The sequence below is a fragment of the Paraburkholderia panacisoli genome, from assembly GCF_008369935.1.
Taxonomy (GTDB): domain Bacteria; phylum Pseudomonadota; class Gammaproteobacteria; order Burkholderiales; family Burkholderiaceae; genus Paraburkholderia; species Paraburkholderia panacisoli.
The window spans coordinates 144690-166485 of the sequence record NZ_VTUZ01000016.1 but is presented as its reverse complement, the minus strand read 5'-3'; the positions used below and the strand labels follow the sequence as shown (position 1 = coordinate 166485).

Below are 21796 nucleotides of genomic sequence, written 5' to 3'. Positions count from 1 at the left end.
GGCGTCGACAAGCCTTGATTCTCGTTCGGCTTGACCCGCGCTGGGTCGCGCGGCCGCAGCCTGAACACTACTGGCTGAACGATGTCGGCTTCGATCTGATCCCGGAATCGCAGTGGCCCGGCGGGGTGAATCCGCTTGACCATGATGTCAGTCTGGTGCAGCAGCGGGTTGTGGCGATCGCGGCAGGGCAGGTGGTTAGGCCCGAGGCCGTTTCTTCCTAGTCATCGCCGCGTCGATTGCGTCTCGCCCGGTCCGCAGGAGCGAGCCGGGCGGCTCCAGGTTTTCGGGATCGCCCAATGGGCCCGCCCACACGTGATAGAAGCCCTTCACGTCCTCGGCGACCCGCGCGTCATTTGTGATCAGGAAGTCGAGGCGCCCCGTATCCTTGGCTGCCATCGCCATGGCGGCGTCCCACGTATGCCGCGCTACGTCTTCATCGGCACTGTAAAGACGGTCAGCCATAACCTCGGCGTGGAACCATGCGTCAAAGTCGCTCATACCCATCTCCCATTCCTCCTATGGTGGCGAATCAATTAACCTTGACGACTCTTCCATTCGACTCAGATTCGGGCGGCAACGGTTGGTCATTGGATTTCACGAACTCCCTGCCGTGATACTTGAACTTGTCCGCTGTCAATGGCGTCAGCGCACTTGAAAATGATCCGCCGCCAGCCACCATGTCGCCGTACGGGTTCTGTTTGACGACGTCCAGATCGCCCTCACGCTCCAAGATTGCCTGTAGTTTGGCGATGTATTCCGATAATTTCATCGCGCCTCCCGCGCTCTTGAGCGCACATCAATCAGCCCGGACTAGCGGCTCGTCTTCGTCAGCGCTCGATCCGCGCTATCACTCCAACCATCAAGGCAACGAGTAGGAGCATAAATATCACGACGCCGACAGCAATGGCCCAAGTATGAGTCCCACCGCCAACGCCATTGGCGCTGCTGCGTTCAGCAATCGCTACCGCTGTTAATGCGATTCCCACTGCTACGCTCCTTGACTATCCCCTAGCCCAGCTCCGCTGGCGCGTCTTTAGCCGAATCCGGCAAATCATACTCATCGTCCCACAGATTCACCCGGCAGTCGCATGCCTTGCACAGCCAGTGCGCCGGCACTTCGCCATATGCCTCGCGGTGGTCTTTCGCCTCAAGCTTTTCGTCGCAGAGTGGGCAATGCATGGACATCACTCCCTCGATCGTTTATCCATCGAGCGCGCCGGCTCGTCATCCACGCCAGTAGCCCTTATCCAGAACGAACAGCCGAACCCAGGGCGCGCGACGATTTGCTGACCGTGCCGCGCGGACCGCGCATGCGATCCGCCGGCGACGTCACCGCCCCAATGCTCACACATCCGGCAGCGGTGCTGGTCATCATCGGATTGGAAAGAGTGCCATAGCGCATATGCTGTATGGATATACAGTATATGCATCCGCGATGGGTGTGCACACCTACTCATGCGGCCGGCTATGCTTCAGCTTCTCATGCCAGCGCGATCATAGTTGACCTGAGTCAAACTATCGCTATGCGCGAGACCATAGGCTTATTGTTAGCGTGAGCTTACGTTGAAGGGGCAGGGCGATGAATGTCAAGCGCGTCAAATATTTGTTTCCCCTGCTGGCCGTTCTTCTTGTGGGTTGTGGCGGTGGTGGGGTCGAAAACGGGGGGGGGCGGCTCCGCAGAGCGTGGCAGTCCAAGACGTCACGGTGACGTTTTTCCGCTCTTTCGCCCCCGGAACATATGTCTTCCGAAGCCAATCTGAGCTGGCTAGCGCATGGGCAGCGGCCCCTTTGGAGCAGTACCCGATCGGGCTCGTTACGGTAGAGCCCGCTATGCCGACATATGACTTTACGAAGTACACCGTCGTCGGCCTGTCCAACGGTATCGGAAGATGGTGTTTCGCGCCGAGGATCACAGGCGCGACTTCAGATGGCAAGGATCTGGTGGTCCACTACTTCGTTCCAACCACGGGCACGCTAGCCTGCATGTTTAATGGTCCGCTAATCGCATTTGCGTTGGTGCCGCAAGTCAAGGGGAATGTCCGGTTTGTGCAGGATCCCGCGCCTTTTTGATCGCTTGAGATCTATCGAGCCGTCTAATATGAGGGCACATAAGTCGATGTGATGGGGCTTTCCGGTGCGCCACAAAAATAGCCATGGGTTAGACGCCGTTCGTCGAAAGGCAATGTAGACGTGCTTCGCAGACGAGCGAAACCCAGCATGGGGTGCGGGCGGTCGGAGGTTCATTCCTGGCGGATAATCGTTGGGCTACTTAACAATTAGCCAATCATGTCGCAGATGCTCAGTTTCGACGATGAAGCGCGCGCCGAGATGCTTTGCTATCTCGTGATAGGCGAACTCGTGGCTATGGCAAGAACAGGTGAGTGGTTAAGGACAGATCACCTCGTCGAATCCGCGCGGATCTGGATGACAGCGAACGGCGCGAAGTGTGATTGGCAAGACCGCGTGGCACTCGCACAAACCGCGGCCGAACTTGCACCGAAGGTGCTCGCTTCGTTTCAACTCGCGACTGAGCAGTCATTGGCACCGCTTTCACGGATGGCTGGATGCTCGACTATCGATCGTCGATCGTCTGCGACATCCATGGGGTCTGCGCCGCTCGACTGAGCAACAAATAAGGTGGCTCGACCTGTTCAAAACCCTGCGTAACTCGTTGATTCTATTGGGACGCGATAGGACGTTTTTGCACCTGAAAATCGCTTGCAAAAGCAGTCTTATGTTATTGAATATATTGGGCTATTCGGTGTCTTCGGGGATGTAACACTTCGACACTCGTCGCCAGCTCGTGCTGCTGCGCGGCGAGCCCGTGACGCTATCCAGCACGGAGTTCCGGCTCGCCGCGCTGTTCTTTTCCAACATCGGCCGAGTGATGTCGCGCGATCACATCTTCGCGATGGTCTGGGGCCGCGAGTTCCGCGAACTCACCCGCACGATCGACAGCCACGTGTCGCGGCTGCGCTTGCTGCTCGAAATCGAACCGCAAAACGAATTCCGGCTGCAGCCGGTCTATAAGAGCGGCTACCGGCTTCTGCATCTGCGCCAGGAAGAATCAGTCGAGCGGTCCGTCGACCAGGCGCAGAAGCAGGCGGCCTGAAGTCACGGCCGTCGTGTCAGATGGCCGGCAGCGTCGGCCGCGTTTCGATCGCGCGGCGGATCAATGCTTCCACCGCCTTGCGCTCGTCGCCGGCCAGCGGCAGACGCGGGGGCCGCACCGGCTCCGTACCCAGGCCGACGATCGCTTCGGCCAGCTTGATGTTCTGCACCAGCTTCGGCGACACGTCGAGCGCCAGCAGCGGCGCGAACCAGCGGTAAATTGCGCGGGCTTCCTCGAGGCGTCCCGCCTTTAGCAGCTTGTAGATCACCACCGTCTCGCGCGGAAACGCGCACACCAGACCGGCCACCCAGCCATGCGCGCCCATCAGCATCGCTTCCATCGCGAGATTGTCGACCCCGCACAGAATCGCGAATCGGTCGCCGACCGCGTTGATCAGTTCCGTCACGCGCCGTACGTCGCCGCATGATTCCTTAATCGCGACAATCTTCTTCTCATCGGCGATTTCCGCGAACATGTCGGGGGTCATGTCGACGCCATAGGCGAGCGGATTGTTGTAGATCATCAACGGCAGAGCGCTTGCCTGCGCGACGCTGCGGAAATGGTTGAGCGTTTCGCGCCGGTCCGACAGATAGCGCAGCCCCGGCAGGACCATGTAGCCGGCCGCACCGTGCTGGCTGCCGGCTTCGGCCTGACGGCAGGCGTCGAGCGTGCTGTTTTCGGCGATTGTCAGCAGGACCGGCACGCGGCCGCGCGCGGCTTCGACCGCGACGTCGAGCACCTGCAGCTTTTCGTCGAGCGACAACGTCGACGCTTCACCCAGCGAGCCGCACACGATGATGCCGTCCACTCCCGCGTCGATCTGCGCTTCGATATTCTTGCCGGTCCATGCGCGGTCTATGCTGAAATCCGCGTGAAACTTGGTGGTGACTGCGGGCAATACGCCTTCCCAGATATGCGCCACGACTGCTCTCCTGAGTGTGATGTGTCGAAGCGCAGTGTAAGCAGGGAAAATGTCGGCGTCTTGCGCGAATCGCGCGTGACGGATGACGATTTCAGCATAGCGGGGCAGCGTGCAATGCTGCTGCAAGCTGGTCGATAGCGCGTTCACCGGACCGGGTGCGATCCATTGACGCTGCGCGATGGCGCTCATTCAAGCATGCGCGCGATGATGGCGCGCGCATGCTGAACCTATGTGCCGCATGCCAGTTCCCTAGGCGAAATCCGCCTCGATCTCAACGCCTGACTATGCCGAAATCGTCACAATCGACGCGCACGCGCACCAAGACCCCGAGGCTCGCCGTTCCTACCATGGGCGTCATGAAAACCTTGAACATCATTGACTCGCACACCGGCGGTGAACCGACCCGCCTCGTGGTGGCAGGCGGCCCGGATCTTGGCGGCGGCACGCTCGCGCAACGGCTCGACGTATTGCGCACGCGCTTCGACGACTGGCGCGCGGGCATCATCACCGAACCGCGCGGCTCGGACGTGGTGGTGGGCGCGCTGCTGTGCGAGCCGGACGATCCCACCTGCGCGGCCGGCGTGATCTTCTTCAACAATGTCGGCTATCTCGGCATGTGCGGGCACGGCACGATCGGACTTGTCGTGTCGCTCGCGCATATGGGACGGATCGGGCCGGGGCGTCACCGGATCGAGACGCCGGTCGGCGTGGTCGAGGCGACGCTCAACGAGGACGGCAGCGTCGCTGTGCGCAACGTGCCGGCCTATCGGTATCGCGAAGCCGTGCGGGTCGACGTGCCGGGTTACGGCGCGTTGACGGGCGATATCGGCTGGGGCGGCAACTGGTTTTTTCTCGTCGCCGATCATGGGCGCGCGCTGGATGCGGCGGATATCACCGGGTTGACCGCATTCAGTTCGGCGATTCGCGACGCGCTGATCGCGCAGCGCATCACCGGCGCGGACGGCGCGCTGATCGACCACATCGAACTCTTCGGACCCGGTTCGCGCGACGGCATCGACAGCCGCAGCTTCGTGCTGTGTCCCGGCAACGCGTATGACCGCTCGCCGTGCGGCACCGGCACGAGCGCGAAAGTCGCGTGTCTCGCGGCCGACGGCAAGCTGGCCGAAGGCGCGGTGTGGCGGCAGGAAAGCATCATCGGCAGCGTGTTCGAAGCGAGCTATCGCCATGCGGGCGACGGCGTCTCGGTGATTCCCACCATTACCGGCCACGCGTATATCACCGCGCAAGGGCAACTCTGTTTCGACGAGCGCGATCCGTTCGCGTGGGGCATTCGCACGGCATGAGCGCGGACGCGTTGATCGTCGGCGCGGGTATCGTCGGCGCCGCGTGCGCGGCGGAACTGGCCGCGCACGGCATGCGCGTCGAGGTACTCGACGCGCAGCGCATCGGCGGCGGCGCGACGGCGGCGGGCATGGGCCACCTCGTCGTGATGAACGACTCGCCGGCGGAATTCGCGCTGAGCCGCTATTCGCGTGACTTGTGGCTGCAACTCGCGCCGCGCCTGCGCGCGCGCGACGCGTTCGCGCGCTGCGGCACGCTGTGGGTCGCCGCCGACGAAGAAGAATGGCAAGCCGCCCGCGCGATGCAGAAGGCGTTCGCCGCGCAAGACGTCGCCGCGCAACTGCTGGGCGCGGCGGAACTGCGCGCCTGCGAACCGGCATTGGCGGCGTCGTTGGCGGGCGGCTTGCGCATCGAGCACGACAGCATCGTGTACGCGCCCACCGTCGCCGAATGGCTGCTGACGCAATCGCCGCATGCCGCGAACATCCGCGTGCGCCTGATGACGCCGGTCGCTTCGGTCGACGCAGGCAGCGTCACACTGGCCAGCGGCGAGCGCATCGGCGCGAAGCACGTGATCGTCGCCAGTGGACTGGGCGCGCGGCAACTCGTGCCGTCGCTGCCCTTGCAACCGAAGAAGGGCCATCTGCTGATCACCGACCGCTATCCGGGACTGATCCGTCATCAACTGCTCGAACTCGGGTATATCAAGAGCGCGCATCATGCGGCCGGCACGTCGGTGGCGTTCAATGCGCAACCGCGTCCCACGGGACAACTGCTGATCGGCTCGTCGCGCCAGTTCGACACCACCGATCCCGCGGTCGAGATGCCCGTGCTCGCGCAGATGCTGCAACGGGCCGCGCGCTATCTGCCGGTGCTGCCGACGCTCAACGGCATTCGCGCGTGGACCGGCTTTCGCGCGGCGTCGCCGGACAGACTGCCGCTGATCGGACCAGCCGGCGAGTTCGCGCCTGGCGTGTGGCTCGCGGTCGGCCATGAAGGGTTGGGCGTGACGACCTCGCTCGCCACCGCCAAACTGCTCGCCGCGCAGATCATGGCGAGTGCAGCGCCGATCCCTGTCGAGCCTTATCTGCCGGTCCGTTTCGCTGAACAGGTGGCCCATGACCCGTCTTGACGCGGCGCGCATCCACGTGACGATAAACGGCCGCGACATCGCTGTCGAAGCCGGCACGACCGTGGCCGCGGCGCTGGTGATCGCGGGCGTCGGCGGCACGCGGCGGTCGGTGCAAGGCGACACGCGCAGCGCGTTTTGCGGCATGGGCGTGTGCCAGGAGTGCCGCGTGACGATCGACGGCCGGGCGCACGCGCTGGCCTGTCAGACCCTGTGCCGCGAAGGCCAGACCGTGCAAGCCTGCGACCCGGCGGACCCGCGATGACGCGACACTTCGACATAGTCGTGGTCGGCAGCGGGCCGGCCGGCTTGAGCGCCGCGCATGCGGCGGCGCGCGCGGGCGCGACCGTCGCGCTGCTCGACGACAATCCTCGCGCAGGCGGCCAGATCTGGCGTCAAGGTCCGGGGCATGCGCCGCAAGCGCCGCTGTCCGCGCTGCTCGATGCATTGCACCCGTACGGCAATGTCACGCATTGGCCGTCGACCCGCGTGATCGCGCCGCTTGGGCTCTGCGGACTGCTGCTCGAATCGGCCGGCCAAGGCGGCGTGTGCATCACCTACGAGCGCTTGATTCTCGCGACCGGCGCGCGCGAGCGGCTGCTGCCGTTCGCGGGCTGGACCTTGCCAGGCGTGACCGGCGCGGGCGCGTTGCAAGCGCTAATCAAAGGCGGGATGCCGGTGCGCGGCGAGCGGATCGTGATTGCCGGCAGCGGTCCTTTGCTGATTGCCGCGCTCGCTACAGCGCGCAAGGCCGGCGCGCGGGCGCTCGCGGTGGTCGAGCAGGCGTCGGCGTTCGAGGTTGCGCGCTTCGGCGCTTCACTGCTGACCGAACCCACGAAGTTGCGGCAGGCGATCGCCATGACACGCGGTTTCGCCGGCTTGCGTTACTGGACCGGCAGCATCGTGCGGGAGGCGCAGGGCGATGGCCGCGTGCAGCGCGTGACCATCCGGCGCGGCGCGCGGGACGTGACGCTCGATTGCGACCGCGTGGCCTGCGGCTATGGACTGGTGCCGAACGTCACGCTGGCCCAGGCGCTCGGCTGCGCGGTCAACGAGGCGGGCGAGATCGTCGTCGACGGCGAGCAGCGAACGTCGGTCGACACTGTGTTCGCGGCGGGGGAATGCACGGGCATCGGCGGCGCGGAACTGGCCGGCGTGGAAGGCGAGATCGCCGGTTTGGCCGCGAGCGGCGGGGCGCCCACCGAGCGCGCCGCTCTGGACGCACTGCATGCGCGGCGAGCGCGCTGGCGCCGCTTCGGCCGGCGCGTCGAAGCCGCCTTCGCATTGCAGGACGCCGCGCGCACGCCGCCTGCCGACGCCACGCTGCTGTGTCGCTGCGAGGACGTGAGCGTCGGCGAGGTGCGCCACTGCGCGGACTGGTGCGAAGCCAAACTGCACACCCGCTGCGGCATGGGCGCCTGCCAGGGAAGAATCTGCGGCGCGGCCGCGAACCTTTACTTCGGCTGGCCAGCCGCCGCGCCGCGCCCGCCGTTCAGTCCCGCGCAAATCGGCACATTGATGACACCGGGCATCGAGCCGCCGCCGGTCGAATGAAGTCCGCGCCCGCCCGCGTTGCGGATATTGTCGGCCACCGCGCGGCTCTATAATCGACGGGCCGCGCGCCACCCACGCGGTTGCGCCGACGAATCCCTTCGGGAATGCAGCCTTCCACGGACCAACGGACCCACACGATGAACACGCCGGCTCATCCGCTCGAATCCGAAGACTCCACGCTGTCCGGCATGCTGTCGCACTTCCGGTTGCTGGAGCCGGTGTTCGACGCGATGCCCGACGTGGTGTTTTTCGTGAAGGACGCCGACGCGCGCTACGCGCTCGTCAACCGCACGCTGGCCTCGCGCTGCGGCTTCAAGGAAAAGGCCGCGCTGCTCGGCAAGACCGCCGAGGACGTGTTTCCGCGCCGCTTCGGCCGCATCTATACGGCGCAGGACAAGGCGATCATCGGCGCCGGCAGCCAGATGCTCGATCAACTGGAGTTGCATCTTTATCCCGGCCGCCAGCCTGGCTGGTGCCTGACCTGCAAGCAGCCGCTGCGGGACGAGGCGGGCACAGTGGTCGGCCTCGCCGGGATTTCCCGCGACCTGAGGGCGGACGAAAGCAGCCACCCGGCCTACAGCCGGCTTGCAGCGGTCGTGCAGTCGATCCAGGAAAATTACGTGCAGCCGTTGAATCTGAAGCAGCTTGCAGCGATGGCGGACATGTCGGTCGCGCAGCTGGAGCGCTACTTTCACAAAGTGTTTCATTTGACACCGCGTCAGGTGCTGCTGAAGACGCGTCTGGATGCGGCCACCGCGCTGCTGGTCTCGCACGACAAGGTCACGGACGTCGCCGCGCTGTGCGGCTACACCGACCACAGCGCGTTCACGCGGCAATTCAAGGCGACCGTCGGCGTGACGCCGACCGAATATCGGATGATGCTGCACGGCACTTCGCGGAGCTGAGCCGCCGCACATGGTCCGTCGCAGGCATCACTATTACGTGTACGTCGTCATGCTGGACGACGCGGTCTGGAACGAGGCGCGCTTTCGCCGCGCGAATCCGGATTACCGGTTCGACAAGCCCTGCGTGTACGTGGGAATGACGGGGCTGGACCCGGACCTGCGTTTCGACCGTCATAAGGCCGGCATTCAGGCCAATCGCTATGTGCGCGATTACGGCTTGCGCCTCGTGCCCGAGTTGTATGAAGTGTTCAATCCGATGCCGTATCGCGGCGCTCAGGATATGGAAGTGGAACTCGCGATTGGGCTGCGTGAAGCGGGTTATGGCGTGTGGCAAGCCTGAAGCAGTTTGTCTGGTTGCTCGCGAGGGGGATGCTTGCGGGCCTGCGCGACGGTGGATGCCTGGGCCCAAGCGTCAGGTTTTGCGCGTTGCGCTTTGATTCTTGTGCTTTGTGCGGCGGATCAGGCGTGAGCCGGCGGCTTCGCGCGGGTGGCCGGCGTTACTTGACGCCGAGCCCGCGCAGCACCGCATTGCCCTCGCTCGTCAGACGGATGTGCGAGGCGCCCGCGTCGCCGGACACTGTTTCGACGAGGCCCGCTTCGTACAGTTGCGGAATCTCGGGTTTCGCGGATGCGTCGATCGGCGCGTGCAGCAACAGCAACAGGGTCGCCAGTTCGTGGTGGCTCAGCAGACGGCGCAGGATGGTAGGCCGCTTGCCCGGCGCCGATGTGTCGTTCGTATTTTGATCGGGTTGGTTCATGGTGCGCCCCTCGTGCTGGATAGTGTCCGGCGATGATGCGGACGAAGTCTTAAACGATTCTTAAGACTCCATTGTCCTGTAACACCGTGACATGAAGAAGGCAGCGGAGCAACTTCCCGATCGTCCCACTTACTGTTTCTTACCCCGCAAAGCCTTACGGGGCGCAGGTTTTGCCGGCCGTTTCGAGCCACAGGGTGTTGACATGGCGCTTGCCCGCATAGAAGCGGTAAGTTGTCGCGCCATTGTCGCTGCGCACCTTGACGATATTCGAATCGCCGAAATCGAGCATCTGACCCTGCGGGATCGCCGTGGATTTGAACGCGGCGTCGTGGCGGGTGGCGACTTGCGTCATGCAGGCGACGACGTCGTTGACGGACCGTTGAGTGGTGGTGTCCGTGACGGGCTCGCCGGCATCCGGATCCTTCTGGAAGTACGCGCAAGCGCTGAGGAGCACGGGAACTGACAGGACTACAGCAAACTTCTTCATATCTCTCCTGGCGTTTCATTCGGCTGACGGGTGGATGCGGCGCCCGGCCAGGGCGCTGCCGCGCGGCGTGGGCCGCAAATCAGGGGGCCATTATATCGGGGCCGCGCGGCTGTCCGATTCGAGGTCGCATGTGGCGTGCCTGGGGAGCTGGAGCGTGGGAGTGTTGAAGCGCAGTCGAACTGCCCGCACCGCGCGATCAGCCTGACCCGTCCGAACTGCTCGAATTGGCGGAGATGCGCGAGAGCCCAAGATCTGCCTACGAAGCCACCACCCGAACCGCCTACTTCCGCCGCTGCGCCTGCGCAGCAAGCCGCACCGCCGCGTTAGCCGCGCCATATCCGTCATAACCGCCGCGCCGCTCGACGATCTCAAGGAAGAAGCGCTGGTCCAGCTGTTCCGTGTAAGCGTGGAAAAACTCGCCGCCATGTTCGTCGCGGTCGTACAGGATGTGGTTCGCGCGCATTGTCTCCAGCATGGGGTCCGGCAATGCATACCGCGCGGCGAGATCGTCGTAGTAATTACGCGGAATGCGCAGCACCGGCAAGCCGTCGGCGACGAATTCGGGAATCGCGCTGAAAATATCGCCCGTGCTGAACGCGACGTGGTTCAGCCCGGAGCCGTGGTACGTGTGCAGCGCCTCGGCCACCGCCGTATGGCGATCCAACGACGCGTTCAGCACGATCCGCACCGACCCGTCACGGCTGCGCAGCGCGCGGCTGCGCACCAGCCCGTACGGGTCCGGCACCAGCACGCCCGGCTCGGCCTGGAAGCCCAGCGCGGTCCGCAGAAACAGCACCCACGTATCCAGCGCATTCGCCGGCACCGACAGGCAGACGTGATCGATGCGGGACAGCGGGCCCACTTCGGTCGGGCCGTTGATATCGGTGAGGACGAAATCGGCTTCGAACAGCGTGGGCTGATCGGGGGTTTCGTCGACGAAATAATTCAGGCTGCTGTCGGGCCCCTGCACCGCGGGCAGCACCCGCTCGTCCGGGCCGATCTGCCCGGAGAACGGCGCGTAGCCGAAACCGGCCGCGCGCTCGAATGCCTGATGGGCGTCGTCCACGCGAAACGCCGACGCGCACAGCGACAAGCCATGCTGCTGGAAGAACGCGTTGGCGAACGAATCCGGCTCGGCGTTCAGCACGATCGACGCCGCACCGTGCTGATACAGCGTCACATCTTTCGACCGATGCTCGCCGGCCTGGCGGAAACGCAGTTTGCCGAGCCAGTCGGCAAGCTGCGCGCGGGTAGTGTGGTCGACCGCGAATTCGAGGAACTGATAGCCGACGTGCGCGGGCGCGGCCGGCGAGCGGTACAGGTCGCCGACCGGTTGCTGCTGCTTCTCCAGCAGCGTGCGGGTCTGCTCCTCGAGGAACAGCAGCGAGCGGTGGCCGTCCGCGGCCGTGATGGTGGTGGGCGCGGCGCGAAAGCCGTCGTTGAAAATCTCCAGCGAAAGCGGCCCCTTGTAACCCGTCTTCATGATCTGCGCCGTGAAGTTGGCGAGATCGAAATCGCCCTGGCCGGGAAAGCAGCGATAGTGGCGGCTCCATTCGAGCACGTCCATCGCGAGCTTCGGCGCGTCGGCGATCTGCACGAACGCGATGCGCTCGCCCGGAATCTCTACGATCGCATCCACCGTATCGTTCAGTGAAAGCGTGTGAAAGCTGTCGAGCACGAGCCCGAGGCTCGGGTGGTTCACCGCGTCGACGAGCTTCCACGCGTGACGGTAAGTCTTCACGTGCTGGCCCCACGCCAGCGCCTCGTAACCGGCGATCACGCCGGCGGCTTCAGCCGCGCGCGCCAGCGCGCCGAGCTGGTCGATCATCAGCGAATCGTCGCCGATGGTGTCCGGCGACACGTTGCTGCACACCAGAATGCGGTCCGTGCCCAGCTCGTGCATCACGTCGAACTTGCGCTTCGCGCGCTCCAGGTTGCGTTCGAGGCGCTCCGGGCTCACGCCGTCGAAGTCGCGAAACGGCTGGAACAGCATGATCTTCAGCCCGAGATCTTCCGCAATGCGGCGCACGTCGGCGGGCGAGCCGTCGAAATACAGCAGGTCGTTCTCGAAGATCTCGACGCCTTCGAAGCCCGCCGCGCGGATCGCGGTCAATTTCTCGACGAGGGTTCCGCTAATCGACACGGTGGCAATCGAACGCTGCATGGAGGCTCCTGCAAAAACAATCAGAACGGCGATGGGAAAACGCGCGCGGCGGCGAGCGCGAAGGCGTTGCGGCCCGGTATGCTGCGATGCGCAAAATGAGCGAGTCCGTTACCTGCGCGAGCAAGACGCAGGCCAGAATTGCCCACGTTAACGGAATATGGCGACAGTTTATACAAACTAACTAGATGGTACAAATTCGGAGAAACCCCGAATGACGGCGGCCGCCAATGCGCGCACACTTCGCTATACGTTGCAGAGCGCCACGGGTGCCGTGGTGTGCTTTGCGCCTTACTTCGCAGGAGCCGCTGTCATGAGTTTTGCCTCCGTCCTGGTCCTCAACGGACCGAACCTCAATCTGCTCGGCACGCGCGAGCCGGCCGTGTACGGCTCGGAAACGCTCGACGACGTCGCGAAACTCTGCCGCGACACGGGCGAACGCCTCGGCCTTTCGATCGAGTTCTGCCAGTCGAACGCCGAGCATCAGCTGATCGACTGGCTGCATGCGGCGCGCACCAAGGTCGACGGCATCGTGATCAATCCGGCGGCTTACACGCACACCTCGGTCGCGATCGCCGATGCGCTCACCGCGATCGAGAAGCCGGTCGTCGAGGTGCACATTTCAAATGTGCATCGCCGCGAAGCGTTCCGGCATCACTCGTACGTGTCGGCCGTGGCGGACGCGATCATCGTCGGTTGCGGCACGCAGGGCTATGTCTTCGCTCTGGAGCGCATGGCGACCATTCTCAAGAATAGGGCGGCAAAATGAACGGACAAGCAAACACACAAGCGAACGCGCAGGCCGGCTCGCAGGCCACCGCCCATTCGTATCTGGTCGGTCTGATCGGCTCGGGCATCGGCGGGTCGCTGACTCCGGCGATGCACGAAGAAGAGGGCAGCAAGCTCGGCCTGCACTACGTGTACCGGCGCATCGATCTGGAGGCGTTGAAACTCGACGTCGCCGCGCTGCCGGACCTGCTGCAGGCCGCCGAACGCATGGGCTTCAACGGCCTGAACATCACGTACCCGTGCAAGCAGGCGGTCATTCCGTTGCTCGACGAACTGTCCGACGACGCGCGCGCGCTCGGCGCGGTCAACACCGTGCTGTTCAAGGACGGCAAGCGCATCGGCCACAACACCGACTGGTCCGGTTTCGCACGCGCGTTCCAGCGCGGCTTGCCGGATGTATCGCTGGAGCGCGTGGTGCAACTCGGCGCGGGCGGCGCGGGCGCGGCAGTCGCGCATGCGGCGCTGCAAATGGGCGCGAAATCGCTCACGCTGTTCGACGTGGACGCCGCACGCGCCGCGTCGCTCGCCGACGAATTGCAAAAGCGTTTCCCGTCCAGCAAGGTCAGCGGCGGCAGCTCGCTTGCGGAGTCGCTCGCGGCCGCCAATGGCCTGATTCACGCAACGCCCACCGGCATGGCGAAACTGCCCGGTTTGCCGTTGCCGGCCGAATTGCTGCATCGCGATCTGTGGGTCGCCGACATCGTGTACTTCCCGATCCGCACCGCGCTGCTGCAGGCGGCCGAAGCGCTCGGCTGCCGCACGCTGAGCGGCGGCGGCATGGCGGTCTATCAGGCGGTCGACGCGATGCGCATCTTCACCGGCCTCGAGCCGGACGCCGAACGCGTGTACACCCACTTTCAGTCGTTGTTGCAACGCCCATAGGAAGTCCCCTGGGGGACGCCCATAGAAACTCGCTAACCGGTAGCGTGTGACCGGTACACAACCAGATCGAGGAGACTAGCCCGACATGCCGCAACCGATTCAAACCAGTCCCGCCGACGCCCCCCTTCAAAAGGACGTCACGGTGAGCACCACACGCCGCTCGAAAGCTCGTTATCAGATTCTCGCGCTGCTCGCCGTAGGGACGATGATCAATTATCTGGACCGCACGGTGCTCGGCATCGCGGCACCGCAACTGACCAAGGAGCTCGGCATCAACGCCGCGCTGATGGGTCTGCTGTTCTCCGTCTTTTCATGGAGCTACGTGGCCGCGCAGATTCCGGGCGGCCTGTTTCTCGACCGCTTCGGCAGCAAGCTGACCTACTTCCTGTCGATGACGTTCTGGTCCCTGTGCACGCTCGCGCAAGGGCTGGTGCACGGCGTGGGCGGCCTGTTCGCGTTCCGCCTCGGGCTCGGCGTATCGGAAGCACCTTGCTTTCCGACCAACAGCCGCGTGGTGGCCACGTGGTTCCCGCAGAGCGAACGCGCGATGGCGACCGGCACGTACACGGTCGGCGAATATATCGGCCTCGCGTTTTTCAGCCCGTTCCTGTTCATGCTGATGGGCGCGTTCGGCTGGCGCTCGCTGTTCTATGTGGTGGGCGGCGCGGGCATCGTGTTTGGCGTGATCTGGTGGATGTTTTATCGCGAGCCGCGCGATCATCCATCCGCGAATCAGCAGGAGCTGGACTATATCGAAGCCGGCGGTGGTCTCACGCATCGCAAGAAAGCCGCCGACGCGACGCACGCACCGGCGAAGACCGGCTTCGAATGGCGCACCATCGGACGCCTGCTCAAGCATCGTCAACTGACCGGCATCTGCCTTGGCCAGTTCGCGGGCAATTCGACGCTGGTGTTCTTTCTCACCTGGTTTCCGACGTATCTCGCCACCGAGCGCCATATGGCGTGGCTGAAGATCGGCTTCTTCGCGATCATGCCGTTCATCGCGGCGTCGATCGGCGTGATGTTCGGCGGCTTCTTCTCCGACTGGCTGCTGCGCCGCGGCAAGTCGCCGAACGTAGCGCGCAAGCTGCCGATCATCGCCGGCCTGCTGCTCGCTTCGACCATCATTCTCGCGAACTATGTGGAAAGCAACGTGGTGGTGATCGCGATTCTGTCGGTGGCGTTCTTCGCGCAGGGGATGGCCGCGCTGGGCTGGACGCTGGTGTCGGACATCGCGCCCGACGGCCTGCTCGGCGTGACCGGCGGCATCTTCAACTTCGCCGCGAACCTGGCCGGCATCGTGACGCCGCTGGTGGTGGGCTTCATCGTCGCGGCAACCGGCTCGTTCGTCGGCGCGCTGGTGTTCATCGGCGCGATCGCACTGATCGGCGCGCTGTCGTACATCTTCATCGTCGGGGATATCAAGCGGATCGTGCTGGTGGATTGAGCGGTCTTTAGCGGCCAAAAGAAAACGGGACGTGGCGCAAGCCACGTCCCGTTTTCCATTGCGTAGCCCGCCTCGGCGCGGGCGCGCGTCAATCGTCCTTGCGCACGAAACGCAGCACCGCATCGACGATCATCGCGCGATGCCGCGCGCGCAGGCGCGGATGCGACGGATCGCGGCCGAACGCCGTGCCGAACGTATGGCGATTGCCGACACGGTGAAAGCACAGCGAGCTGATCAGCAGGTGCAGGTCGATCGGGTCGATGTCGCTGCGGAACTGCCCCGCCGCGATACCGCGCGCAAGCAGATCTTCGATGGTGTGGATGACGGTGACATTGCGGCCTTTGAACGACTTGACCTGCTCGACGTACTTTGCGCCGTGAATGTTCTCGATCGTCACGAGGCGCACGAAGTCGCGCTGGCGGTCGTGATAGTCGAACGTGAATTCGACCAGCGCGCGCATGCCTTCGACCGGGTCGAGTTCGCTGACGTGCAGATCCTGTTCGAGCGCGCGAATGTCGCCGTACACCTTTTCCAGCACGGCCTGGTACAACCCTTCCTTGCTGCCGAAGTAGTAGTACAGCATGCGCTTGGTGGTGTTCGTGCGTTCCGCGATGGCGTCGACGCGTGCCCCCGTCAGTCCCATCGCGGAGAACTCCTGCGTCGCGACGTCGAGGATGTTGCGCTTCGTCTGTTCGGGGTCGTACTTGCGCCGGGCGTCTCCACGCGGCGTGTCGGACAGGATGCCGTTGGTATCAGGCTCGGCGGCCTTGCTTCCCTTTTTCATTGTGTATTCGAGCGGCAGTGACGGCGCATTCTAGCATGGCGAAATTGGCCTCCGGCGCGGGTTTCGGGCCTAAATGGCGGCCGTTTGCGATGCGTCATACGACAGGGCGCGCGCTGCGGCGGCGTGCGGCGAGTGCATCGCGCGTCTGCATCGCCGTGTAGGTCAGTTGCGCGGCGGCGAGACCGAGCGCACCGTAGGCTGGCGTGAGACCAAAGGCCGCGAACGCATCGGGCACCGGGCGCTCGCCGGAGATGGCGGCCGCCAGCAGTTCGCCGGACACCGTGGTCGGCGCCATGCCGTGTCCGCCGAAGCCGACCGCGTACCAGACGCCGTCGGCGCTGCGGCCGATTTGCGGCATCTTGTGCCGCGCGTAGCTCATCAGGCCGCCCCACGCATGTTCGATACGCACGTCGTGCAACTGCGGATAGACCTTCACCAGATCGCGCCGCAACAGGCGGGCGATCGTGTCGGGCGCGCGGTCGCGCACCGAGATGCGGCCGCCCCACAGGATGCGCGTGTCGGGCAACGGCCTGTAATAGTCGAAAGCGAAGCGGGTATCGTAGACGGCGGCGCGAGTGTCGAGCGCGTCTTGCAGGCGTGCGCCGAGCGGCTCGGTCGCCATCACATAGGTGGCGATGGGCAGCACCGCGCGCTCGACGCGCGCGTAGACGTTGCGCGCATAGCCGCCACCCGCCATCACGACGTGGCGCGCTTCGATCGCGCCTTGCGGCGTGTGCACGACGAAGCCCGCGCCCGCGCGCTGCAGGCGCACGACCGGCGAGCGCTCGTGGATCGTCACGCCTGCCTGAGCCGCGGCCGCGGCGACACCGAGCACGTATTTGAGCGGATGAAAGTGGAACGCGTTGCGCTCGAACAGGCCGCCGTGATAGCGGCGGGTCTTCAGTTGCCCGGCGAGCTGCGCGGCGGAAACGGGTTCCCAGTCGACGCCGAACGAATCGCGCATCAGGCGCCGCTGCGCGTCGAGCCGGGCGGGGTCGTCGAACCAGTTCGCGAGGATCACGCCGGCATCGGTCGCGTCGCAGTCGATGCGGTAGCGAGAGATGCGCTCACGCATCAAGTCGACGGCGTCGGTGGTCAGCGTATAGAGTTCGCGCGCGCGAACCGGGCCGAGGGTTTTCAGCAGGTCGGCGCAATCGAGGCTATAGCCGCCGAACACGAAGCCGCCGTTGCGCCCCGACGCGCCGAAGCCCACCTGCTGCGCTTCGAGCACGACGACGTCGGAGACGCCGCGCTCGGCGAGTCCCAATGCGCTCGACAAGCCGGCAAGGCCGCCGCCGACGATGCAGACATTGGCGCTGCGTCGGCCGGCGAGCGGCGCATGGGCTGACGAGCGGCTGACAGTGGCTTCGTAATAGCTTTGCATACGGCTAGGGTAGCGGCAATCGCGCGCTCGCGTCCAGCCAGCCGTCGCGTGATGGCGTCGAAAGGAGCGGGAAGGTCACGGCTCGAGCCAAAGCAGACGCAAAATGAAAAGGCCGACATCCGCTCTCTGCGAATGCCAGCCTTGGCCGACAACGAACCATCCGGCTCACGACACCGGCAGCAGCTTGCCGCTGAACACCACCGGACCGCTCGGCGCGTTGTGATCGGGCGAGCCGCCCGGCGCTTCGATCGACACCGCCAGCGCCGCGTAATTCTCCGGCTTCTGCTGACCGGCGGACACCTTGCCGCTGGCGTTGTCCGGCAGCATGCCGAGCGACATCGGATGCCCGCTCGCCGGAATACCCCACAACTCCATTGCGCGGCCCGGCGGCAGATCGACCAGGCCTAGTGGATGCAGCGTCATCGTCGAATGGGCTTCGTCCCATGCGATCAGCATGACCGGATGCGCGTCCTTGTCGTTCAGCACGGCAACGTGCGACACGGCCGCTTCCGGTTGCTGCGCGACGCTCGGCGCAGTGGCAGGCGTGGTCGTGGACGGCAACAGCGCGCGCACCGCGACCACCACGGCGATGGCAGCCAGGGCCGTGACGCCGATCGCCCAGCCGCGCCAGAACGCGAGGTTGTCGAGCAGGCCGCGCGATGGACGCGCCGGCGTTTCCTGCACGCCGCGCGGCCGCGCGGCGTTGCGTGCAGCACTCAGCCCAAGACGCCGCTCGATGGCATCCCACACGGCCGCCGGCGGCATGCGTGGTGCGGCGAGTTCGGCTAGCGGCGCGAGGCGCCGCTGCCATTCGTCGATCGCGCGGCGGATTGCCGAGTCCTCGTCGGCGTACTGTTGGAAGCGCCGCCGCGCGCCGCCGCGCAACGTGCCGAGCACGTACTCGGCGGCCAGCCGATCGATGAGCTGAGGATAGCGAGTCAGATTCATCACTCGCCTCCCAGACAGGTCTTCAGCTTGGCCAGGCCGCGCCTGATCCACGACTTGACGGTGCCGAGCGGCACCGTCAGCATTTCAGCGATCTCGCTATGACTCTGATCGCGCAGGTAGGCAAGCGCGACGGCCTGCCGCTGCGCCGGCTCCAGCTGCTGCATGCAGGCGGCCAGCAAACGCGCCTGCAGGCTGACCGCGGTGAGGGCTTCGGGATCGGGGTCGCCGGTCGCCACGAGATCGTCCAACGCATCGCTCCATTCCGTTTCCTGCGTGTCGAGGCGCCGCAGATGATCGAGAGCACGGTTGCGCACGATCGCCGACATCCACGTCATCGGCGCGGACAGCGCGCGCCGATAGTCGCCGGCAAAGCGCCAGATATTGACGAAGCTCTCCTGCAAGACTTCTTCGGCCCACTCCTGCCTGTTCAATATACGGAGCGCGAGGCCAAACAGTTTCGGGGCGACGAGATCATATAGCTCACGCAGTGCCGCGGCATCTTCCCCGGCAATGCGTTCGAGCAGCTCGGCGAGGGTCTCCGGCGTCAGTTCTCGGGGATGAGCGGTCATGGAGGGAAGTAGGTTGAGCTTGCGGGCTTATGTTACTCACTTCTTCCCGACCTCATGGGCGGTTTTTTCGTGGTCGGCATCCGTTCGACGATTCGACGCGTATGGGGCAGCAGAGGCCCGCATCCTACGTGTGACGTGAGTGATGCTGTGCGATTGCACATGGGTCGATGTATGCGCTCTTGCGGGAACGCGAACTGACCGGCGCGGTGCAGCCAGGCGGCAGGGACACCCGGTCCTTGTGCAGTGAGGGCAGTGCTGTTGTGCGAACCTGAATCGTCGGCCGGCAACGGAGCCACGCGTGGCGCGAAGAATAAAGCAGCGCGGGTGCGTTTGAGGTTGTTCGCCGCAGCAGGGCTCATTCCTGTGCAGGTCCTGACGCATGCCGACTGATCGGCAAGCGTGGGGACCGGAATGGGTTTTGCCGCCCGCGCTTCAAGCGGATATGCGCGAGCGCGGGCGTCGAACGACGAGCTTCAGCGGCCCCAGCGCAACACCAGCGGATCGAGCCGCCGTGCGACCTTCAGCAAGCCTTCGCGCGTGGCCGGGTGCATCGCCGGCAACGGATGACGCACCGCGTCCGAGCGAATCACGCCGCCTTCCTTCATCAGCGCTTTGCACGATGCGAGGCCGCCCTGACGGTTCTCGTAGTTGATCAGCGGCAGCCATTGCTGGTAGTGCGCGGCGGCCGCTTCCGTATCGCCTGCCGCATATGCGTCGATGATCAGACGGATGCCGTCCGCGTAGCCGCCGCCGGTCATCGAGCCGGTTGCGCCCGCGTCGAGATCGGCCATCAGCGTGATGGCTTCTTCGCCGTCCCACGGACCCACCACCGCGTCGCCGCCCAGTTCGATCAGCTCACGCAGCTTGTTCGCCGCTTGCGGCACTTCGATCTTGAAGTACGACACGTTCTCGATCTCGCGCGCCATGCGGGCAAGAAACGCAGCGGACAGCGCGGTTCCGCTGACTGGCGCGTCCTGGATCATGACCGGAATCTGGATTGCGTCGGACACCGTACGATAGAACTCGTAGATGCCGCGCTCGCCCACGCGGATCGTCGCGCCATGGTACGGCGGCATGACCATCACCATCGCGGCGCCCGCGGCCTGTGCGTTGCGGCTGCGTTCGGCGCACTGGTACGAGCTGAAATGCGTGGTCGTGACGATCACCGGCACGCGGCCCGCCACGTGGTCGAGCACGACGTGCATCAGCGTGTTGCGCTCGTCGTCGGAAAGGGCGAACTGCTCGGAGAAGTTCGCCAGAATGCACAGGCCGTTCGAACCCGCATCGATCATGAAGTCGATGCAGCGTTTCTGGCCCTCCAGATCGAGCCGGCCGGCTTCGTCGAAGATGGTCGGCGCGACGGGGAACACGCCGCGCAACGCGGCAGAATGGGATGCCTGGGTCATGGTGATGTCGTTGTCGGTGAGGGAATCGCGAAGGTGTTTGAATGTCTCCAGCGCCGACTATACGGCGGCGCGTACCGCAGGTATATTGAATTGTTTCCATCTTGTGATCGCTTTTGCGACTCACCACCCACGCACCTGCGCGCCAATGAAAGACACCCTGAACGTGCTGCTGTCGAAACTCCGCATGAAGCAGCTGCAATTGCTGATCGCGCTCGATGACCTGAAGTCGCTGCACAAAGCCGCCGGCGCGATGTCGATGACACAATCGGCGGCCAGCAAGGCGCTGCAGGAACTGGAATCGATGTTCGACGCGCCGCTGTTCGAGCGTTCGAAGACCGGCATGATCCCGAACCAGCTCGGCCACTGCGTGATCCGCTACGCGCGCCTCGTCGCCACGGATCTCACCGCGCTGTGCCAGGACGTCGCCGAAATACGCTCGGGACGCGGCGGGCGGCTCGCGATCGGGGCGATCATGGGTGCGATTCCCGAGTGCGTGGTGCCGGCGCTGAACCGCCTGCATGCGGGGCAACCGAACCTGTCGATCGAGGTAGTGGAAGACACCAGTGCGCGCATGCTGCCGCAACTCGACGACGGCCGGCTCGATCTGGTAATCGGGCGCGCGGCGGTGGCGGCCGATCCGTCGAAGTATCAATATCGCCCGCTTGGCGACGAGCCGTTGTCGGTGGTCGTGGGCTACGGTCATCCGCCGTTGCCGAAGAAGCAGGTGCAACTGCGCGATCTGGCGGGTCACCGTTGGGTGATGTATCCGTCGCACATGCCGCTGCACACACTGCTCGAACGCGAGATGGATCTGGCCGGACTCGATATGCCGGACAATCCGATTTCGACGGCCTCCACGTTCGTCACGGTCGCGCTGCTGCAAAGCAGCCCCGAACTGGTTTCGCTGTTGCCGAGCGCGATCGCCGCGATGTTCGTGCGGCAGAAGATGCTGCGCATGGTGCCGGTCACGCTGAAGTCGCCTTCACAGACTTTCGGCGTCGTAACGCGCAAAGGCGGCGTGCTGTCGCCGCCGGCCACGCAGTTCATCGAGTTGTTGCAAGGGCAGGTGGCGCAGCAGCTGCCCGCGCAAGCGCAAAAACCCACGCCGCATAAGCGCAAAACCGCCTGAAGCGGCGGTTTTGTCGATCCTGAAAGATCCCGAATATCTCACGGTAGTTCGCGTTTTGCCATGTGACATGAAGAGGTGTTGTAGGCGCGACACTGTGGGTTAATTCGAACCCATGGCGGCGGCGCGTT

At 64.7% G+C, this 21796-nt stretch carries 23 protein-coding genes and 1 pseudogene; 13 read left to right on the top strand and 11 right to left on the bottom strand.

Annotated features, from left to right (window positions below):
• Positions 1-14 precede the first annotated feature (14 nt).
• Positions 15-221, top strand: coding sequence for a hypothetical protein (locus tag FVF58_RS23985; protein ID WP_149672316.1), 207 nt, complete (start codon positions 15-17; stop codon positions 219-221).
• Here the strand turns inward: FVF58_RS23985 and FVF58_RS23980 are convergent.
• Positions 196-498 carry a hypothetical protein gene (locus FVF58_RS23980; RefSeq protein WP_149672315.1) on the bottom strand — a complete coding sequence of 101 codons (303 nt, stop codon included), beginning with the start codon at positions 496-498 and terminating at the stop codon, positions 196-198. The two genes, FVF58_RS23985 and FVF58_RS23980, sit on opposite strands and share 26 nt — an antisense overlap.
• A gap of 31 nt (positions 499-529) precedes the next feature.
• A complete protein-coding gene (locus FVF58_RS23975; protein WP_149672314.1) occupies positions 530-769 on the bottom strand; it encodes a hypothetical protein in 240 nt (79 codons plus the stop codon).
• A gap of 1517 nt (positions 770-2286) precedes the next feature.
• Here FVF58_RS23975 and FVF58_RS23970 point away from each other — a divergent pair.
• Both FVF58_RS23970 and FVF58_RS23965 read left to right on the top strand, forming a co-directional pair.
• Entirely contained in the window at positions 2287-2625 is a 339-nt protein-coding gene (locus tag FVF58_RS23970; protein ID WP_149672313.1) for a hypothetical protein, read from the top strand.
• A gap of 157 nt (positions 2626-2782) precedes the next feature.
• Positions 2783-3112, top strand: a pseudogene (locus FVF58_RS23965) (winged helix-turn-helix domain-containing protein); the annotation flags it as partial.
• A 16-nt stretch (positions 3113-3128) separates the two neighbouring features.
• On the opposite strand, the gene FVF58_RS23960 reads toward FVF58_RS23965, so the two are convergent.
• Positions 3129-4034: a dihydrodipicolinate synthase family protein gene (locus FVF58_RS23960; RefSeq protein ID WP_149672360.1), complete on the bottom strand. Its 906-nt coding sequence runs from the start codon at positions 4032-4034 to the stop codon at positions 3129-3131.
• Positions 4035-4381: 347 nt separating this feature from the next.
• Here FVF58_RS23960 and FVF58_RS23955 point away from each other — a divergent pair, with 347 nt between their 5' ends.
• The 6 genes from FVF58_RS23955 to FVF58_RS23930 all read left to right on the top strand — a co-directional run bounded on the left by FVF58_RS23955 (position 4382) and on the right by FVF58_RS23930 (position 9264).
• On the top strand, positions 4382-5338 hold the full coding sequence (locus FVF58_RS23955; RefSeq protein ID WP_149672312.1) for a 4-hydroxyproline epimerase: 957 nt from the start codon (positions 4382-4384) through the stop codon (positions 5336-5338).
• Positions 5335-6468: an NAD(P)/FAD-dependent oxidoreductase gene (locus FVF58_RS23950; protein WP_149672359.1), complete on the top strand. Its 1134-nt coding sequence runs from the start codon at positions 5335-5337 to the stop codon at positions 6466-6468. The genes FVF58_RS23955 and FVF58_RS23950 overlap by 4 nt, the downstream gene beginning before the upstream one ends.
• On the top strand, positions 6455-6730 hold the full coding sequence (locus FVF58_RS23945) for a (2Fe-2S)-binding protein (protein ID WP_149672311.1): 276 nt from the start codon (positions 6455-6457) through the stop codon (positions 6728-6730). Before FVF58_RS23950 ends, FVF58_RS23945 begins: the two co-directional genes overlap by 14 nt.
• Positions 6727-8019: an FAD-dependent oxidoreductase gene (locus FVF58_RS23940; RefSeq protein ID WP_149672310.1), complete on the top strand. Its 1293-nt coding sequence runs from the start codon at positions 6727-6729 to the stop codon at positions 8017-8019. Before FVF58_RS23945 ends, FVF58_RS23940 begins: the two co-directional genes overlap by 4 nt.
• A gap of 137 nt (positions 8020-8156) precedes the next feature.
• Positions 8157-8924 (top strand): AraC family transcriptional regulator, encoded by a 768-nt coding sequence (locus FVF58_RS23935; RefSeq protein WP_149672309.1) that lies wholly within the window; start codon positions 8157-8159, stop codon positions 8922-8924.
• A gap of 10 nt (positions 8925-8934) precedes the next feature.
• Positions 8935-9264 carry a hypothetical protein gene (locus FVF58_RS23930; RefSeq protein ID WP_149672308.1) on the top strand — a complete coding sequence of 110 codons (330 nt, stop codon included), beginning with the start codon at positions 8935-8937 and terminating at the stop codon, positions 9262-9264.
• 157 nt (positions 9265-9421) lie between these two features.
• Here the strand turns inward: FVF58_RS23930 and FVF58_RS23925 are convergent, their stop codons facing one another.
• The 3 genes from FVF58_RS23925 to FVF58_RS23915 all read right to left on the bottom strand — a co-directional run bounded on the left by FVF58_RS23925 (position 9422) and on the right by FVF58_RS23915 (position 12333).
• The gene (locus tag FVF58_RS23925; protein ID WP_149672307.1) at positions 9422-9682 is read right to left on the bottom strand and encodes a hypothetical protein; all 261 of its coding nucleotides are present in this window, start codon (positions 9680-9682) and stop codon (positions 9422-9424) included.
• 154 nt (positions 9683-9836) lie between these two features.
• On the bottom strand, positions 9837-10169 hold the full coding sequence (locus tag FVF58_RS23920) for a hypothetical protein (protein WP_149672306.1): 333 nt from the start codon (positions 10167-10169) through the stop codon (positions 9837-9839).
• A gap of 280 nt (positions 10170-10449) precedes the next feature.
• Positions 10450-12333, bottom strand: coding sequence for a bifunctional sugar phosphate isomerase/epimerase/4-hydroxyphenylpyruvate dioxygenase family protein (locus tag FVF58_RS23915; protein ID WP_149672305.1), 1884 nt, complete (start codon positions 12331-12333; stop codon positions 10450-10452).
• Positions 12334-12643: 310 nt separating this feature from the next.
• Between FVF58_RS23915 and aroQ the strand changes: the two genes are divergently transcribed.
• From aroQ to FVF58_RS23900, 3 genes are all read left to right on the top strand, one after another.
• Complete coding sequence (gene aroQ, locus FVF58_RS23910; RefSeq protein WP_149672304.1) at positions 12644-13099, top strand: type II 3-dehydroquinate dehydratase; 456 nt, start codon at positions 12644-12646, stop codon at positions 13097-13099.
• On the top strand, positions 13096-14001 hold the full coding sequence (locus FVF58_RS23905; RefSeq protein WP_149672303.1) for a shikimate dehydrogenase: 906 nt from the start codon (positions 13096-13098) through the stop codon (positions 13999-14001). Before aroQ ends, FVF58_RS23905 begins: the two co-directional genes overlap by 4 nt.
• 85 nt (positions 14002-14086) lie before the next feature.
• A complete protein-coding gene (locus FVF58_RS23900) occupies positions 14087-15448 on the top strand; it encodes an MFS transporter (protein WP_149672302.1) in 1362 nt (453 codons plus the stop codon).
• A gap of 88 nt (positions 15449-15536) precedes the next feature.
• Here the strand turns inward: FVF58_RS23900 and FVF58_RS23895 are convergent, their stop codons facing one another.
• From FVF58_RS23895 to FVF58_RS23875, 5 genes are all read right to left on the bottom strand, one after another.
• Complete coding sequence (locus FVF58_RS23895; protein ID WP_149672301.1) at positions 15537-16232, bottom strand: TetR/AcrR family transcriptional regulator; 696 nt, start codon at positions 16230-16232, stop codon at positions 15537-15539.
• Between the two features lie 94 nt (positions 16233-16326).
• A complete protein-coding gene (locus FVF58_RS23890; protein ID WP_149672300.1) occupies positions 16327-17616 on the bottom strand; it encodes an NAD(P)/FAD-dependent oxidoreductase in 1290 nt (429 codons plus the stop codon).
• A 165-nt stretch (positions 17617-17781) separates the two neighbouring features.
• Positions 17782-18564: an anti-sigma factor gene (locus FVF58_RS23885; RefSeq protein ID WP_149672299.1), complete on the bottom strand. Its 783-nt coding sequence runs from the start codon at positions 18562-18564 to the stop codon at positions 17782-17784.
• Positions 18564-19133, bottom strand: coding sequence for an RNA polymerase sigma factor (locus FVF58_RS23880; protein WP_149672298.1), 570 nt, complete (start codon positions 19131-19133; stop codon positions 18564-18566). The genes FVF58_RS23885 and FVF58_RS23880 overlap by 1 nt, the downstream gene beginning before the upstream one ends.
• Before the next feature lie 473 nt (positions 19134-19606).
• Positions 19607-20539, bottom strand: a complete 933-nt coding sequence (locus tag FVF58_RS23875) for a dihydrodipicolinate synthase family protein (protein WP_149672297.1) — start codon at positions 20537-20539, stop codon at positions 19607-19609.
• Between the two features lie 145 nt (positions 20540-20684).
• On the opposite strand from FVF58_RS23875, the gene FVF58_RS23870 reads away from it, so the two are divergent.
• Positions 20685-21668 carry a LysR family transcriptional regulator gene (locus tag FVF58_RS23870; protein ID WP_149672296.1) on the top strand — a complete coding sequence of 328 codons (984 nt, stop codon included), beginning with the start codon at positions 20685-20687 and terminating at the stop codon, positions 21666-21668.
• Positions 21669-21796 lie beyond the last annotated feature (128 nt).